Below are 16,861 nucleotides of genomic sequence, written 5' to 3'. Positions count from 1 at the left end.
AAAAACGCCCCGGTCTCGGGGCGTTTTTATTTACCAGCAGCTTTTACCAGCTATACCGCATGCCAACATTGGCGCCCCAAGGCTGATCAACATGCTTGCCCTGGCCGTAGTCGAAGTCAGCATGCAATTGCAGGTGCTTGGACAGCGATACGGCAACCCCCGCGCCAAGTTCGATACGTGATCCCGACAGGTCGTTGTTGAACGTCTGATTGTTGACCAACACCGTATTGTTCTTGGCAAACTCATGGGCAACGGCGCCGCGAAGATACGGCTGCATCACGCTGCCGTCATCCAGTACGAAGTCACGCCCTACGGTCACGCCCAACTTGCCCAGCACCGAGTCAGTGTTCTTGCCTTTGGCTTTGAGGCCATTGTCCAGGCTGTAGCTCTTGCCTTGCACAGTCACCAGCGACGCTTGCGCGAAAGGTTCGACAAAGAAATCGTCATCAAGCCTGATGTGGCGACCTACCTCGGCAGAAGCGCCCAGCGCATTGGTGTTGTAATTGCCTTTGGTTTGCGTGCCGTCGCTCAAACCTACTTTGGATGAGTTCTGCAGGCGGTTGGCTTTGACCACGCCATCGAAGTAGTAGCCGCTGTCTTCATCCAGCCACGTTGCGTACAGGCCGGCGTAGTAGCTTTTTACTTCACCCGACGTCCCCCGGTTGAGGTCCAGGTCGGAGTTACTGTGACCGGCCATCACCCCCAGCAACCAGCCATCGCCGACAGGTGCGTCCGCGCCCAGGGAGAAACCACGCTGAATCTGCTGGTAACCGCCCGCCTCGCCGCCGGAGACTTCGTACTTGTTGCCGTACGCACGCAGCCAGCCACCGGACTCGGCGCCATTGTGGCGCAGTTCACCCATGCGGCTGCGCAACGAGGTCATTTCGCCGTACCACACGGTCGGTGCGGTGTTGAACAAGGCCAGCACCGAACGGGTGCCCGGGCTGACGGTGCGGTTATTCGGGTCGAGGAACCAGTCGGTACCGTCTTGGCGAAGACCGTAGGACCAGGCCCCCACATCAACCGAACCGCCTACCAGTTCGAACTGTGCGTCACCGCCTCCGGTGTGCACCACCTGTATGTCGCCCGGGTTGAGCGGTTCCGCGCCGCTGCTGGCAAGCAACAAATTGTGATGACCGGATGCATCGCCAGTAATGTTGAGAAAGTCGGTCAGGCCCCGCGCGAAGTCGGTGCCCATCACAAAAGTACCCTGGCCAGACAGGCTTCCCAGGTCCAGCTGATAGAACGCATCACCTTCACCGAACTTGACCATGCCATCCGACAAGGTCAGCGCACCGACCTGGCTGTTGCCAGTCATGACCCACATCGACTGGTCACCGATCTGCAACGAAGAGACGTTGTCCAGGCGGCCTGTCAGGGAGGCAAAGTTGTTCAACTGCAGGTGGGCGGCACTCCCGGCTTCGACAACCACATCACCTTGCAGCTGGCTGTTATCGACCTGCATATTGGCGATTGAGCCACCTTTGACTTCCAGCAGATTGCCGTTGCCACCGATCAGCGTAGAGCCGTTGAGTACCTGAATGTCGGCGACCGCGCCCTGCCCCCGCGCGCCCTGCACAAGCAGGGCCGCACCGGTGGTACCGGTGACCCGGGTCTGGTCCAGTACCAATGTGTTCGCATTGGGTATACGACGATCAACCGACATCACTATGCCGTTAAGTCCGCCGGTAATATTGCTGCGCAAAGCACGGGCCGTTGCACTTTCCAGGCTCAGGCCGAAGCTGCCCTCGCTTACACCGATCACTTCGCTTTGCATCAAGTCCAGCGAGCTGTTGCCCGTCAACGCCGCGCCACCGGTAGCGCCGGAGATTACGCTATCGGACACAACTGCCGTGGACCCGGTCGTGTCAGACGTGTACCGACCGATCAACATGCCGAAATGGTCCGCGCTGGAAATCACACTCCCCTGGATCAGGGCATTGCTGCTGAACAACGTAATACCGTTATTGAGCGCCCCGGAAGCGGTCACTCGGCTATTGGCCACGTTCACACTGGAGCCTCGTTGGACAACCACCGGGCCGAGGATGGTGCTGCGGTCGGTGACGTTCAGCGTAGAAGCGTCGGCATAGACATCCCGCGTAAACGTGTTGTTGACGTTAAGCGTAGCGTTGCGCAACTCAAACGAATCAATGTGTTCACCATGCCCAATGGTGTAGGTCTCATTTTCAATCAGCCTGGCTTGGGCTTGAGGTGCCAGGAATAAAACGGACATAACGCAAGGGACCTGCATCATTGCGACTAAAGGCTTTAACTTAAACGCAGTATTGATCTTCACAAGAAACCACTCTTTCAACAGAGGCTCCACAACGGAACCGTCCGGCCTATTTCCAGAGGGATGGAAGCAGGCCACTCAAGGGTCGCAAAGTTACCGTTGAGTGCTAACTGTTGATGTAGGATTTATCTGAATGGTTTGAATGGCATGACGCGGAAATGCGGGGGCGAGCGGGTTAAATTCAAGAGGCGCCGGAGCGCCCCTTGATCATTGCTGGAGACTAGTCTTCATCCACGAAAGAGATCGGCTGTTCCTCACAGAACAAGCCGTTGAGGTCGGTAAAACGAGTTCGGGTAAACGCCCGCTGGGACTTGACTTCGCCCTCCCCGGGAATGTCGACGAAGTAGTGGAAGTCCGCCGAGTTTCGAGCGGCAGGCCTGACTACCGTCATGTAAGGCGCAATCGTCAAATCAAAACCGTTCGCGACCATATCCAGTGTCAGCGGTGGAGAGTTGACGTCGTGAGCGGGACCCAACTGCGTAGTGCCTGCCGCGTCGCTGAACACTCGCCACTCCCCTCGGATAACCATGTGCTCCTTGAAGTACGTCATATTGCCCGAAATCCTGACGACTGCGGCCCGCGTCACGTTTTGGAGGTCGGTACATGCCAATGCTGCCGCGGCCTTTCGGAACTGTGCCTCCTGCAGCGTTATCACATTCGCGGTCACGTTCACGTTCCGGGATTCAGAGCGCTGGATATTGTTATTGGTTAGCCAACTCAAGGTGTAGAACACCTTGAGTGTGGCGTTGTTGCCTACGTCCCTGATCGTTTCCCATGGGACGTCCAATGTAATGGTCGCACCAGCGCCCTCTGTTGTTAGTGGCGTCGGGTCAAAGGGGTGCGCCAGATCGCCCCAGTAGCCGGTAATGATGATACCCGGAGCAGGTACGGGCAGGTCCCAGAGCACGATATCGACCGTAGCATCATTGCCAAAGTCGTCGGGCGTGAGCACGTTAGGCGTGGTCCTGTCGCTGCCAAACACCGTCGGCAGATTGAGTGCCGAGTTTTCAGGGTCAAGTCCAGGGTTGGGACCTGGTGACGAGAGGTCGACGTGGATAACCAGGGGAGGTGCATCAAACTCCTGCCCACGCCGATCAACGAGATACTCAATGGTGGTCTCGTTCTCTCCAGTTACAGTGCCGTAGTCGGCAAAGATCGTTGCGCGGCTCACGGGCAGCAGCAGCGGGAACGGCATGTAATCCGCGACGTCGTAACGCAGCGGATCCTCACCCCCCCAAGTCAGTTGGATCACGTCGATATCGGGCAGGTTGTTGGTGTATTCAGGAATGCTGACGAAAACGTTGTCCTCGACATACACATCTTGCAGGTCAATGAGACCGTCATCGGGCAGCAGCGCAAGCGGAATCTCCGCCTGGTGGGGAGCCGGATCGTCAGTCAAATTCAAGTTGATGCGCGCTGGCGTTGAATCCAGGCTGCGGTTGCCGGCCAAGTCACGCAGGACGTAAAACAGGTAGTTGCGCCCTGCTTCATTGGCCCTGACCGCGTCCCAGGGCACGGTGAAGGTTAATCCGTCCGTAACAGGAACCGTCAGGGCCGGAGTGGACAATTGCGAGGAAAAATCCTCGGAAAAATAGACCTCAATACTATCGCCCGGTTTTCGTGATGCTGGATAGGCCGGGAATGTACACACCATCCCGCCAGCGTTGTCTGCGATATCCGTCTCGGTAATTTCGTCTGCCAGATAGCTGGGATATACCGGCACTGGCGGATAGTTTCGACCGTAAGGCGGCGTCTCATCTATTTCCAGTGGAGCACCCGCTAACAGCGGGGTCGGTGATGAGGGGCCTTCCCAGATGATATAACCCACTTCATGCTCGCCTTGGGTTAAGAGCGATGCGGGGATATCTCGAAAAAAGGGTGCGGTGATATCGGCGTAAGTAGGGGACGCAGGGTTTGCAAAGGTAACGACATGAATGGCAGGCCCCCACTGGGTTGCGCCTTTGCCACGAATATTCGTAGTGATATAAACCGTGGCAGGGTCAACGTCGCCATTTGCCGCCAAGTCGGAAAGATCATAACTGACACGTAGCGGCAGCCTGGGCTCTTGATAAGAAATCAGCCCGTCGGCATTCAAACTGTCGAACTCCGGCAACGTCAAATTCAGGATCCCGCCCTTTCGACCGGACAAATACGCCCTGTTCGCTTCTCGCGAGGCAACTGCAGCCTGTTGTTTCTTATTCAAACTCGTCATTTGTGCTCTCCACTTGCATGTTTAACAACATCGTTAAAATGTAAGATGACGTGAACTCACATGGCATTACACACATGGACATGACGGCATGAGTTCATAAATCATCAGGTCACTGTTTGCCTTCGCACTTGCACACTACGCCCCAACTTTCAGAGCTCCGGGCCGTTCCCGTCAGGCCCACAGTAGAGTCCGCCAGCCCTGCGCCGATCGATTTTCACGTAGTAAAGCCGTGATGAACCTATAAACTGGGTGCCGCGCCAAACGGTATAAACGGCATACGCGGAACTTGCCGGGCTAGTGGGGTCCGGGGATTTGATGGGCGCTATTTTTTCAGCATAGTTATCCAGCTTGAACGTATAACCATTAATAGCTTCTTCTGCGGTTAAGCTATGAGTGATCGTTTCTGCGGTTTCAGGAATTGGCTTGCCTCCCCCCCAGATTTCCGTATATCCGATCCAGCTCAAAATAACGACGTCGTCTCTCCTGAACGCGAGATCGGGCGCAACTCGGATTGGAATATGGTCCCACAGGGGAGGAATGGATGAACAATTAAGGGTTGAAGTCAGGTGATCCCAGCTTGGGAACTCTGCCTGCCTAAATATCAAAGGCGCGATCACCGCCACGGTCACTTCAGTGACGTAAGCGATTTGTTCATTAACGCCGTTAAACGTCGTGTAATACACCGGCAGCCGGTCATTGTTACCCGCATCCACAATGACTTGCCAGGGTATGTCGCTAAATTCCACGCGTGCGCCTTCTACATCCCCATTACTGGTGTCTATACGATAACTGGCGACCGGTGAATCCAGGGACGGAAAGTTCCCCCAATACAACTCCAACAGTTCCCCATCTCTAGGGGTGTGATAAAGGGCAACACTGGCGTAGATCCGCTTATCCTTGTCACGAATATCAATATGGTTGTCAGTGGTAGAGCCCTCCCCAAATATCCGTACCCGTGGCAAGTCAGTGTTGATCAACTGTGGGGCATTGGCATGATCTTGCCCTGCAACGGTGAAGTCCCAGAGGATCCTGGTGCCCGGGCTCGGAAAAGTGGGCACCATGCTGCCCTCGCGCCAAATGGTGTAATGGGCAAACTCCTGCGCGGGTCCCAGGCCGTCGTCGATCAACGCCAGCCATGGAACATCGACGTCAAAGGGCACCTTCGTGACCTCTATCAGCCCGATCGTGGTGTTACCCCACCTTAAGGCAACTCGGTCTCCTGGCTGCCAATTGGTGTAGTTCACGCGCGCAACAACTCCCAGACGGGCTTCATGGCGGTTGATCAGGCCACCCGCCATTGCCGGAATAACCGGAGGCTGGAGTAGCGTCGGAGAACCCAACAAATCGACCTCAACTGACGCCTGATCGGATCTTGGGCCGGGATTTCCCGATCGATCTTCAAGCCGAATATGGACGTATTGGGTACCGTTTGGGTACAACCGAAACACGTCACCGGGGATCGGCACGATCAGTGGCGTGGTTTCAAGGGGAAACTCTATATATCCGTCGGGCGCTGCATCGGGCGGCGGGGTTTTGTCCGATACGTAGTAATAGATCCTGTCTCGGGCTCGGCGACCGTTATAAAACGCCACGGTGAGATCGACGGTGGCGTGCGCCCGCAAGTAATCCTCATCAATAATCGCGACCGGGAATACCGGGGGCAAAGGCTTAACGTTGTTATTGGGCGGCGTGCGATCCAGATACAGGATGCGTGGAGTTGACCGGGAAATCAGTGTTGTTTCGTCTTCAATCTCATAATGCAGAAATACCGTACCGTCTGTTTCCAGATAATCCCGCGCTATCGGAATCTTTAGAGGAAAAATGCCTTCTGAGATGGGGCCATCAAAACGGCGGACATAAGGCGGCCTGCCTTCAGCCCCGCCGCGCAGCCAACGAACCCTCACGATATTGAACTCACCCTCCTCTGCGGAACCGTCCCATAACTCGGGAATCACCACCTCCAGCCCACTGTCCAGGTGCCAGTTGGGAATATACCCATCTGTAATCGGAGGGATGACGTAATCCAGAATCGGCACCTCGATGTCTTTCAGGCTCAAGACACCCTTGCGCAGTCCAGCGGTCTTGGGATCACTCATGTCACCCTCCTGGCTACTTGTTCGCTCCCGCGCAGATGTTTGCGCGCTTGGATTTATTAAACGCGCAATATCGGGGTTCGAATACTGTCAGAACTCACAGGTTGGCCCAGCCGTTCGTCGGTTTTAACCGGCAACTCCCCGTGAATCGTACTTGACGAATTGCCTGGTCGATGGTCTTCTGAAACCGGTTTCAGCGCGAGTACCCACGCGTCGACCCTTCCAATAAGAAAGGCCATGCACCGTGACTCCATTTTCCGCCGCCCAGCGCAGCCGTGTGACCATGCTTGATGTGGCCGAGCGCGCCGGTGTCTCCAAAGCCAGCGTGTCGCGCTTTATCGGCGACGACCGTGGGCTCTTGTCCGAGGCCATCGCTCTGCGCATCGAGCAGGCTATTGATGAGCTCGGCTACCGCCCCAACCAGATGGCCCGTGGTTTGAAACGTGGGCGTACCCGCCTGATCGGCATGCTGGTGGCCGATATCCGCAACCCCTATTCGATTGCCGTGATGCATGGCGTGGAAACCGCCTGCCGTCAACACGGCTACAGCCTGGTGGTGTGCAACACCGACCGCGATGACGAGCAGGAACGCCTGCACCTGGCCGCCCTGCGCTCGTACAACATCGAAGGCCTGATCGTTAACACCCTCGGCCATCACCTCGACCAATTGCTGGAGCTGCAACGGGAAATGCCTCTGGTGCTGGTGGACCGCAAGGTCGAGCCGCTGCACAGCGATTTGGTAGGGCTGGATAACCCGGTGGCGGTGCGCATGGCGGTCGAGCACCTTGAGCAGCAAGGCTATCGCGACCTGCTATTGGTCAGCGAAGCCACCGATGGCACCAGTTCACGTCTGGAGCGTCTGGAGAGTTTCAAGGCCGAGATTGGCCAGCGCAGTGCGTTGACCGGCGCCGTGCTGGAGATCGACAGTCAACTCAATACCCGCCTGCAAACCTTCCTCGCCAATACTAAAGCCGGCCCCAAAGCCCTGTTCTGCGCCAACGGCATCGCGGCACTGGCCTGCACCCGTGCGCTGAAGGAACTGGGCTGCAAGCTGTTCGAGGACGTGGGCTTGATCGCCCTCGATGACCTGGATTGGTACCCGCTGGTAGGCAGCGGCATCACCGCCCTCGCCCAGCCTACCGACGCCATCGGCGCCAGCGCGTTTGATTGTTTGCTCAAGCGCTTACGCGGCGATACCGAGCCGACGCGCACCCTGGATTTCTTGCCACAACTCATCGTCCGAGGCTCCACCCAATCCCTTGTGGGAGCTGGCTTGCCTGCGATGACGATGTCTCAAACAAAAAAGTAATTGACCCACACACCGCCATCGCAGGCAACCCAGCTCCCACACCTTTACTTTGCGTATAAAAATGAAACCGGTTTCAGAGGTGCACAACAATGCATAAATACCCCGTCTCTATCAGCCTTTCCAGCTACGGCGCCGACCTGGTCCGCCAACAGGGCCAGTTGAGCTTCGTCTCGGTGCTGGCCGCCGCTGGCGCGCAACGTATCGAATGGCGCGAAGAACTGCTGACCACCGAACAACCCCTTGAACTGGTACAAGCAGCGGCCGATCAAGGCCTGGAATGCGTGTTCTCCTCGCCCCTGGAACTCTGGGTGGCCGGCCGCTCGCAACCCAATGCCGAACTGGCCGCCACCCTCCACCGCGCCCAGGCGTTTGGCGCTGGCTGGCTGAAAGTCTCCCTCGGCTATTTCACCGACACCAACGACCTGGGCAGCTTGAGCGCCCTGCTCAACCGGCATCCGGTCAAGTTGCTGGTGGAAAACGACCAGACCCTGCACGGCGGGCGCATCGAGCCGATGCAGCGTTTTTTCAACGAAGTCGAGCGCCTGGCGGTGCCGGTGAAAATGACCTTCGATATCGGCAACTGGCAATGGCAGGACCAGTCCGCACTCACCGCCGCGCGCCTGCTGGGCCGGCATGTGGACTACCTGCACTGCAAGGCCGTGGCCCGCCGCGCCGACGGCAAGCTGGTGGCGTTGCCGCCAGGCGCCGCCGACCTGCATCTGTGGGAACAACTGCTCAAGCATATGACTCAAGGTATTACCCGGGCCGTGGAATTTCCGCTGCAAGGCGATGACCTGGTACAGGTCACGGCACAGCAGGTCGCCGCCCTCGCCGTCCTTGGCCAGCCCCGCGTGGAGAACGCCCATGTCTGAGATCGATATCCTGTCGTTTGGTGAAACCATGGCGATGTTTGTCGCCGAACAGACCGGCGACCTGGCCCAGGTTGCCGAGTTTCACAAGCGTATTGCCGGCGCCGACAGCAACGTCGCCATCGGCCTGTCACGCCTGGGCTTCAACGTCGCATGGCTGAGCCGGGTGGGCGCCGATTCCCTCGGGCGTTTTGTGGTGGACACCTTGCAGAACGAAGGCCTGGACTGCGCACATGTGGCGGTGGACCCGCTGCACCCCACGGGTTTTCAACTCAAGTCCCGCGAAGAAGCCGGCGACGATCCGCAGGTGGAGTACTTCCGCCGTGGCTCGGCCGCCAGCCATCTCTCGGTCGAGGCGATCAAGCCCGAGCTGTTGCAAGCCCGCCACCTGCACGCCACAGGCATCCCGCCGGCACTGTCGGACGCCACCCGCGAGCTGTCGCGCCAGTTGATGACGCAAATGCGCGAGGCTGGGCGCAGCGTGTCCTTCGACCCGAACCTGCGCCCGTCCCTGTGGGCAAACGAGCAACGCATGATCAGCGAAATCAACGCCCTCGCCTGCCTGGCGGATTGGGTGTTGCCGGGTTTGAGCGAAGGCCGTTTGCTCACCGGTTTTGAAGACCCGGCCGACATCGCCGCGTTCTACCTCGACCAGGGCGTGGAAGCCGTGGCCATCAAGCTCGGCCCCCACGGCGCGTATTACCGCACGCAACTGGACCAGGGTTTCGTCGCCGCCTTACCCGTGGCCAAGGTGGTCGACACGGTCGGCGCTGGCGATGGTTTTGCCGTGGGCATGATCAGCGCGTTGTTGGAAAACCTCAGCTTTGCCGAGGCCGTGCAGCGCGGCAACTGGATCGGCAGCCGCGCGGTGCAGAGCCGTGGCGACATGGAAGGCTTGCCGTTGCGTGAAGATCTGCCTGCTTATTGTAGGAGCGAGCTTGCTCGCGAAGGTCGTTAACGATGACACGCGCCACCTGAATAAAGGTGGAGCCCTTAGGTTTTTCGCGAGCAAGCTCGCTGCTACCCAGTTACCTGTTGCCACAACTACAACAAGCTCAGGAGCAACCTTATGGAACCGTTGAAACTCGCCACCCGTCGTTGGTGGTACATCATGCCCATCGTGTTTATCACCTACAGCCTGGCGTACCTGGATCGCGCCAACTACGGCTTCGCCGCCGCCTCCGGGATGGCCGAAGACCTGATGATCACCCCGGGCATGTCGTCGCTGCTCGGCGCGCTGTTCTTCCTCGGCTACTTTTTCTTCCAGGTGCCGGGGGCGATCTACGCGCAGAAGCGCAGCGTCAAGAAGCTGATTTTCGTCAGCCTGATCCTCTGGGGCGGCCTGGCCACCCTGACCGGCATGGTGTCCAACGCCTACATGCTGATCGTGATCCGCTTCATGCTCGGGGTGGTCGAAGCCGCCGTGATGCCGGCGATGCTGGTGTACCTGTGCCACTGGTTCACCCGCGCAGAACGCTCCCGGGCCAACACCTTCCTGATCCTCGGCAACCCGGTGACCATGATGTGGATGTCGGTGGTCTCGGGCTATCTGGTACAGCATTTCAGCTGGCGCTGGATGTTCATCATCGAAGGCTTGCCGGCAGTGCTGTGGGCCTTTATCTGGTGGAAGCTGGCGGATGAAAAACCGGCCGACGCCAAATGGCTGAGCGCCCAGCACAAAAAAGACCTGGAAACCGCCCTCGCCGAAGAACAGGTGGGCATCAAGGCGGTGAAGAACTACGCCGAAGCCTTTCGCTCGCCCAAGGTGATCATCCTCGCGCTGCAGTTTTTCTGCTGGAGCATTGGCGTGTATGGCTTCGTGCTGTGGCTGCCGTCGATTCTCAAAGCCGGCTTGAAAATGGACATGGTCGAGGCCGGCTGGCTGTCGGCGCTGCCGTACCTGGCGGCGGTGATCGGCATGCTGGTGGTGTCCTGGGGCTCGGACAAACTGCAAAAACGTAAACGCTTTGTGTGGCCGCCGCTGTTGATCGCCTCCATCGCGTTTTATGCGTCCTACGTGCTGGGCGCCGAACACTTCTGGTGGTCGTACACCCTGCTGGTGATCGCCGGGGCGTGCATGTATGCGCCGTACGGACCGTTTTTCGCGATCGTCCCGGAGATCCTTCCGGCCAACGTCGCCGGCGGCGCCATGGCGTTGATCAACAGCATGGGCGCCCTCGGTTCGTTTGGCGGTTCGTACCTGGTGGGCTACCTCAATAGCAGCACCGGTTCGCCCGGCGCCTCGTACCTGCTGATGAGCGGTGCGTTGATGGTGTCGGTGGTGCTGACGATCTTCCTCAAGCCCGGCGCCAGTGACCGCGAGCGCGCCCCGCTGCAATCCCTTGAATTGAAGGTAAAGACCTGATGAAAAAGTCTGTCGTGCTCTACAAGAAACTCTCTGCGCCGCTGATGGCCCGCCTGCATGAACAGGCCGAGGTCACACTGATCGAGGCACTGGATGAAAGCGGCCTGGCCAAGCTGCGCGCGGCGTTGCCTAAGGCCCAAGGGATGCTGGGTGCCAGCCTGCGCCTGGACGCCAAATTGCTGGACCTGGCGCCAAACCTTGAGGCCGTGGCCAGCGTGTCCGTCGGCGTCGACAACTACGACATCGACTATCTGACCGGGCGCGGCATCCTGCTCAGCAACACCCCCGACGTACTGACGGAAACCACCGCTGATACCGGCTTCGCGCTGATCCTCGCCACTGCCCGGCGAGTGGTGGAACTGGCCAATATGGTGCGCGCCGGCAACTGGAACCAGAACATTGGCCCGTTGCATTTCGGCAGCGACGTACACGGCAAGACGCTGGGCATTATCGGCATGGGGCGTATTGGCGAAGCCTTGGCCCAGCGTGGGCACTTCGGGTTTGGCATGCCGGTGATCTATCACAGCCATTCGCCAAAACCGGCGGTGGAGCAGCGCTTCGGCGCCGAGTATCGCAGCCTGCCGGACTTGCTCCAGCAAGCCGACTTTGTGTGCCTGACGTTGCCGCTGACGGCTGAAACCGAAGGCTTGATTGGCGCTGAAGAATTCGCGCTGATGGGCCCGGAGACGATCTTTATCAACATCTCCCGAGGCAAGGTGGTGGACGAACCGGCGCTGATCGAGGCGTTGCAACAGCGCACCATTCGCGCGGCGGGACTGGATGTGTTTGTGCGGGAACCGCTGCAGCATGACTCGCCGTTGTTGCGCTTGAGCAATGTGGTGGCGACGCCGCATATCGGGTCGGCGACTCATGAGACGCGGGAGGCTATGGCCAAGTGCGCGGTGGACAATCTGCTGGCGGCGCTGGCGGGTGAGAAGCCGAAGAATCTGGTGAATCCGGCGGCCTGGAAACACTGAATCCTGAAACACCACAGCACCCAATGTGGGAGCGGGCTTGCTCGCGAAAGCGGTGTGTCAGCCACCGAATGCATCAACTGACACACCGCCTTCGCGAGCAAGCCCGCTCCCACATTTTTAATTGTATTTCAGATCAGATGACGAAGCGCGCCACCATCCCGTTCAGATCCACTGCCAAGCGCGACAGTTCGTGACTGGCGGCTGAGGTCTGGTTGGCACCCGCTGCCGACTGGGTCGCCAGGTCGCGGATATTCACCAGGTTGCGATCAACCTCGCGGGACACCTGAGCCTGTTCTTCCGACGCACTGGCGATCACCAGGTTGCGCTCGTTGATCAGGCTGATGGACTGGGTAATCTGCTCCAACGCCACGCCGGCAGCCCGTGCCATTTCCAGGGTGCTTTGGGTGCGTTGGTTGCTCTGCTGCATCGAGTTAACCGCCTCGCCGGTACCGCTCTGAATGCCGGCGACCATTTTTTCGATTTCCTGGGTCGACTGCGCCGTGCGATGGGCCAGGGCCCGCACTTCATCCGCCACCACCGCAAACCCGCGCCCGGCTTCACCGGCACGTGCCGCTTCAATCGCTGCGTTGAGGGCCAGCAGGTTGGTCTGCTCGGCAATCGCGCGAATCACGTCCAGTACCTTGCCAATATCACGGCCCTGAGCCGCCAGGCCTTCGATCAATACCGAGGTGTTTTGTACATCCTGAGTCATGGTCTGAATCGCACCGACGGTTTCCACCACCCGGTCACGCCCTTCTCGCGCAGCCTGGTTGGACTGGCTGGAAGCTTCCGAGGTGGACACCGCATTGCGCGCCACTTCTTCCACCGCTGCGGTCATTTCGTTGACCGCTGTGGCGGCCTGGTCTATTTCGTTGTTCTGCTGTTGCAAGCCTTTGGAGGCCTCTTCAGTCACCGCGCTGAGCTCTTCAGCGGCAGAGGCCAACTGCGTGGCTGAGCCGGCGATGTGCTGGATGGTCTGGCGCAGGTTGGCTTGCATTGCAGCCAATGCGCCGAGCAGGCGAGCGGGTTCGTCCTTGCCGTCATCTTCAATCACTTTGCTCAAGTTACCGCCAGCGATCACTTCAGCCACCTCCAGCGCTTTGCGCAGTGGGGTGACGATGCTGCGGGTCAACAGCCATGCCAGCAACACCGTCATCAGGGCCGCAATCACCGAAACGGCGATGATGCCCGTGATGGCGTCCCGGTAACTCTGCCCGGCGTCATTGGCGGCCTGGTTGGCATCAGCGGCGTTGATGGCGATCAGTTTATTCAACTGTTCGCCCATCTGGTCGGTGCCATCCTTGATGCGGCTGTTGATCAGGGCGCGCATCTCTTCCACTTTGTTCTGCTGCGAAAGGCTCACCATCTCGGCCTGAGCCTTGAGGTAATTGTCGAGCGTGAGGGCAAACGTCTTGTACAGCGCCGCCTCTTCATCCCCCGCCGGCATGGTGGCATAAGCCGCCTGGGCGGTCTTGACCTTGCCTTCCAGCACGCCCATGCGGGTCTGGGCTTCCTGCAAGGCCGCCGGTTCACGGTTGACCAATACGCGAAACGACAGAATCCGCAGGCGCAGGACGTTTTCGGTCATGGTGGCCAGATATCCGACGCTGGGCAGTTGGTTGGCGCCCATGTCGACCGATGCCTGACGAATCAGGGTCATGCGGTTCACCGCAAACACCCCAAGAATAACGACAAGCAACGCGATGAAGGCGAAACCGAGAAAAGCTCGAGGTGCGATATTCAGGTTACGAAGGGACATGGGGGGCGCTCTTAGAAGTAGTGGCTGCGAGCATCCCTGCCGCGACACGGTCAGTGGGCGTCAACGCGCCGCTCTGACCGGCTGGCACCACTGTTGTAATTGGTATGTGGGCCTATAAACGGTATCGGCCGGCTTGAGGAATTAATGGGGGATGTTTCGAAAAATTTTTTCACACTTCTGACAACTGGCAGTTTCTGGCATCCTGCGCCTCCTTTTTCCTGCCCGGGCCCGTATTTTGTCTGACACTCAAACCCCTCGCCCCCGTTATAAATCCGACCTGATCTACGGCCTCGACGACCGTCCGCACTTCAGCGCGGCGATATTTGCCGCCCTGCAGCACGTGCTGGCCAGCTTTGTCGGGATCATCACTCCAACGCTGATCGTCGGCGGCGTGCTGGGCCTGGAAAGCGAAGTGCCGTATCTGGTGAGCATGGCGCTGTTTGTGTCGGGGCTGGGCACCTTTGTGCAGGCCCGCAAGTTCGGCCCGGTGGGCTCGGGCCTGCTGTGCCTGCAAGGCACCAGTTTTTCGTTTATCAGCGTGATCCTGAGCGCCGGCTTCATGGTCAAGGCCCGGGGCGGCGGTACCGATGAGATCCTGTCGACGATCTTCGGCATCTGCTTCTTCGCGGCATTTATCGAAGTGGTGCTCAGCCAGTTCATCGGCAAGCTGCGCAAACTGATCACCCCGGTGGTCACCGGCACCATCATTACCTTGATGGGCTTATCGCTGATCAAGGTGGCCGTCACCGACATGGCCGGCGGCTATGGCGCCAGCGACCTGGGCGCCGCCGGCAACATGGGCCTGGCAGCCCTCGTGCTGCTGACCATCGTGGTGCTCAACCGTTTCAACAACCCGTTCCTGCGCCTGGGTTCGATCGTGATTGGCCTGACCCTGGGTTTTGTCGTGGCCTGGTGGATGGGCCGCGTCGACCTGGCCGCCCTGCCCCAACTGCCGCTGATCAGCGTGCCGGTGCCGTTCAGATACGGTTTCTCGTTCGACTGGGTGGCGTTTATTCCGGTGGCAGTGATCTTCCTGATTTCACCCCTGGAAGCCGCCGGTGACCTGACGGCCAACTCGATGATTTCCCAACAGCCGGTCAAGGGCCCGCTGTACATCAAGCGCATCAAGTCCGGCCTGCTGGCCGACGGCCTCAACTCGGTGATGGCGGCCACTTTCAACAGCCTGCCGATGGTGACCTTCGCGCAGAACAACGGCGTGATCCAGTTGACCGGCGTGGCCAGCCGTTATGTGGCGTACTTCATTGCCGGGCTGCTGGTGCTGCTGGGCCTGTTCCCGATGATCGGCGCGGTGCTGCAACTGATGCCCAAACCGGTGCTGGGCGGCGCTACCCTGATCATGTTCGGCACCGTGGCGGTGGCCGGGATCAAGATCCTCGCCGAAGCCGGCCTGCACCGGCGCAATGTGCTGATCGTGGCCATTTCCTTAGGCATGGGCCTGGGCGTGGCAGCAGTCCCGGAAGTACTGCGCGAACTGCCCAAGGCGCTGCACAACATCTTCGAGTCGCCGATCACCGTGGGCGCGTTCTGCGCTATCGTGCTGAACATCTTCCTGCCTGAGGAGTTCATAGAACTGGAAGAAGATGAATTTGATCCGGAAGCCTCCACCCTCAAGGTGATGCAAGACCCGGACGTCACGAAATAGGAGAACCCCTTTATGCGCAAGCTCATGGTCCTGTCACTGCTGCTACTCACCCTGAGCGCCTGCGCGTTGTTCCCCAACCGCGACCCGGTGAATATCAACGTGGTGGGCATCGAGCCGCTGCAAAGCCAGGACCTGGAAGTGCGTTTCGCGGTGAAGCTGCGGGTGCAGAACCCAAATGAAACCGCGATCGACTATAACGGCGTGGCCCTGGACCTTGAGGTCAATGGCCGGCCGCTGGCTTCCGGGGTGAGTGATCTGAGTGGTTCCATCCCGCGCTTTTCGGAGACGGTGCTGACGGTGCCGGTGAGCGTTTCGGCGTTTTCCGTGTTGCGCCAGACCCTTGGCTTGAGCCAGACCCAGAGCTTGAATAACCTGCCTTACGTGTTGCGCGGGAAACTCGCGGGTGGCCTGTTCGGCACCATGCGCTTTGTGGATCGCGGGACACTGGACTTTCCCAACACTGCCACTTGGTAACGACATGGACGCGCAACCTACGCTGTATACCGAACGCCTGATCCTAAGGCCGCTGACACTGGAGGATGCCGAGGGCGTCCAGCAGCAGTTTCCGCACTGGGAAGTGGTGCGCTACCTCAATGCCCAGGTGCCTTGGCCCTACCCGGCGGACGGTGCGCGCAGTTATCTGGAGCACGTGGCATTGCCGGCGATGGCGCGTGGGGAGGAATGGCATTGGTCGATCCGCCTCAGAAGCGCGCCAGAGGTGTTGATTGGCAATGTCAGTCTGATGGATGAGGTGGACAACAATCGGGGCTTTTGGCTGGGGCCGCAGTGGCAGGGTCAGGGGTTGATGGCCGAGGCCAGTGCGGCGGTGACCGAGTATTGGTTTGAGGTGCTGGAGCGGCCTTTGATGCGGGTGCCCAAGGCGGCGCCGAACGTGGCCTCGCGCAGGATCTCCGAGCGTACGGGGATGCGGTTGGTCAGGACGGATGAGGGGCAGTTTGTCGCTGGGAATTTGCCTAAGGATATTTGGGAGATTACCCGGGAGGAATGGCTGGGGGTTCGGCGGGGCTGAGGTGGGTTTTGAGTGTATATCCGTTGCTGCGGTCAGGGCCGCTATGGGTTCCGCTCTTACAGCCATCCCTTTCAAGGTCTTGGTTTAAAATCCCCTAACCAATCCAGTCAGGGCGACGAAACTATGTGGGACAAGGTTTTAGAACGGTTTGAAAAACTAGCACCAGCCAGTGTCATGACCAAGTTGGTCTTAGAGCAGGCGGTAGATGCCGAGTGGGTTGACAAGGTGTTCGATGATCACCGCCAACGGCAGTACTCACGTGAGCTTTTATTTTCAACCGTTGTTGAGCTG

The 16,861-nt window shown here is 59.1% G+C and carries 12 protein-coding genes; 8 read left to right on the top strand and 4 right to left on the bottom strand.

Features of this window, described 5'->3' with window-relative positions:
- Positions 1–43: 43 nt before the first annotated feature.
- The 3 genes from AU074_RS22225 to AU074_RS22215 all read right to left on the bottom strand — a co-directional run bounded on the left by AU074_RS22225 (position 44) and on the right by AU074_RS22215 (position 6,601).
- Complete coding sequence (locus tag AU074_RS22225) at positions 44–2,233, bottom strand: autotransporter outer membrane beta-barrel domain-containing protein (RefSeq protein ID WP_256576944.1); 2,190 nt, start codon at positions 2,231–2,233, stop codon at positions 44–46.
- 280 nt (positions 2,234–2,513) lie between these two features.
- Positions 2,514–4,505 carry a hypothetical protein gene (locus AU074_RS22220; protein ID WP_076016530.1) on the bottom strand — a complete coding sequence of 664 codons (1,992 nt, stop codon included), beginning with the start codon at positions 4,503–4,505 and terminating at the stop codon, positions 2,514–2,516.
- 149 nt (positions 4,506–4,654) lie between these two features.
- Positions 4,655–6,601, bottom strand: coding sequence for a hypothetical protein (locus tag AU074_RS22215; protein ID WP_076016529.1), 1,947 nt, complete (start codon positions 6,599–6,601; stop codon positions 4,655–4,657).
- Positions 6,602–6,842: 241 nt separating this feature from the next.
- Between AU074_RS22215 and AU074_RS22210 the strand changes: the two genes are divergently transcribed.
- The 5 genes from AU074_RS22210 (at position 6,843) to AU074_RS22190 (ending at position 12,118) form a co-directional block, all read left to right on the top strand.
- Positions 6,843–7,907, top strand: coding sequence for a LacI family DNA-binding transcriptional regulator (locus AU074_RS22210; protein ID WP_076016528.1), 1,065 nt, complete (start codon positions 6,843–6,845; stop codon positions 7,905–7,907).
- Positions 7,908–7,996: 89 nt separating this feature from the next.
- The gene (locus tag AU074_RS22205; RefSeq protein WP_076016527.1) at positions 7,997–8,779 is read left to right on the top strand and encodes a sugar phosphate isomerase/epimerase; all 783 of its coding nucleotides are present in this window, start codon (positions 7,997–7,999) and stop codon (positions 8,777–8,779) included.
- Positions 8,772–9,734, top strand: coding sequence for a sugar kinase (locus AU074_RS22200; RefSeq protein WP_076016526.1), 963 nt, complete (start codon positions 8,772–8,774; stop codon positions 9,732–9,734). Before AU074_RS22205 ends, AU074_RS22200 begins: the two co-directional genes overlap by 8 nt.
- A gap of 111 nt (positions 9,735–9,845) precedes the next feature.
- Positions 9,846–11,141 (top strand): MFS transporter, encoded by a 1,296-nt coding sequence (locus AU074_RS22195; RefSeq protein ID WP_076016525.1) that lies wholly within the window; start codon positions 9,846–9,848, stop codon positions 11,139–11,141.
- The gene (locus AU074_RS22190) at positions 11,141–12,118 is read left to right on the top strand and encodes an NAD(P)-dependent oxidoreductase (protein ID WP_076016524.1); all 978 of its coding nucleotides are present in this window, start codon (positions 11,141–11,143) and stop codon (positions 12,116–12,118) included. The genes AU074_RS22195 and AU074_RS22190 overlap by 1 nt, the downstream gene beginning before the upstream one ends.
- A gap of 133 nt (positions 12,119–12,251) precedes the next feature.
- On the opposite strand, the gene AU074_RS22185 is transcribed toward AU074_RS22190, so the two are convergent.
- Entirely contained in the window at positions 12,252–13,877 is a 1,626-nt protein-coding gene (locus AU074_RS22185) for a methyl-accepting chemotaxis protein (RefSeq protein ID WP_076016523.1), read from the bottom strand.
- Between the two features lie 235 nt (positions 13,878–14,112).
- Between AU074_RS22185 and AU074_RS22180 the strand changes: the two genes are divergently transcribed.
- Genes AU074_RS22180 through AU074_RS22170 form a run of 3 tightly spaced genes read left to right on the top strand, consistent with a single transcriptional unit; the run spans position 14,113 to position 16,570 of the window.
- Positions 14,113–15,540 (top strand): nucleobase:cation symporter-2 family protein, encoded by a 1,428-nt coding sequence (locus AU074_RS22180; protein ID WP_076016522.1) that lies wholly within the window; start codon positions 14,113–14,115, stop codon positions 15,538–15,540.
- A gap of 12 nt (positions 15,541–15,552) precedes the next feature.
- Complete coding sequence (locus AU074_RS22175) at positions 15,553–16,014, top strand: LEA type 2 family protein (protein ID WP_076016521.1); 462 nt, start codon at positions 15,553–15,555, stop codon at positions 16,012–16,014.
- 4 nt (positions 16,015–16,018) lie between these two features.
- A complete protein-coding gene (locus AU074_RS22170) occupies positions 16,019–16,570 on the top strand; it encodes a GNAT family N-acetyltransferase (RefSeq protein ID WP_076016520.1) in 552 nt (183 codons plus the stop codon).
- The last annotated feature ends 291 nt before the right edge of the window (positions 16,571–16,861 follow it).

Source organism: Pseudomonas sp. ATCC PTA-122608 (genome assembly GCF_001952855.1).
GTDB lineage: Bacteria > Pseudomonadota > Gammaproteobacteria > Pseudomonadales > Pseudomonadaceae > Aquipseudomonas.
The sequence above is the reverse complement of the archived record's forward strand: the minus strand, read 5'-3'. Positions and strand labels throughout refer to the sequence as shown.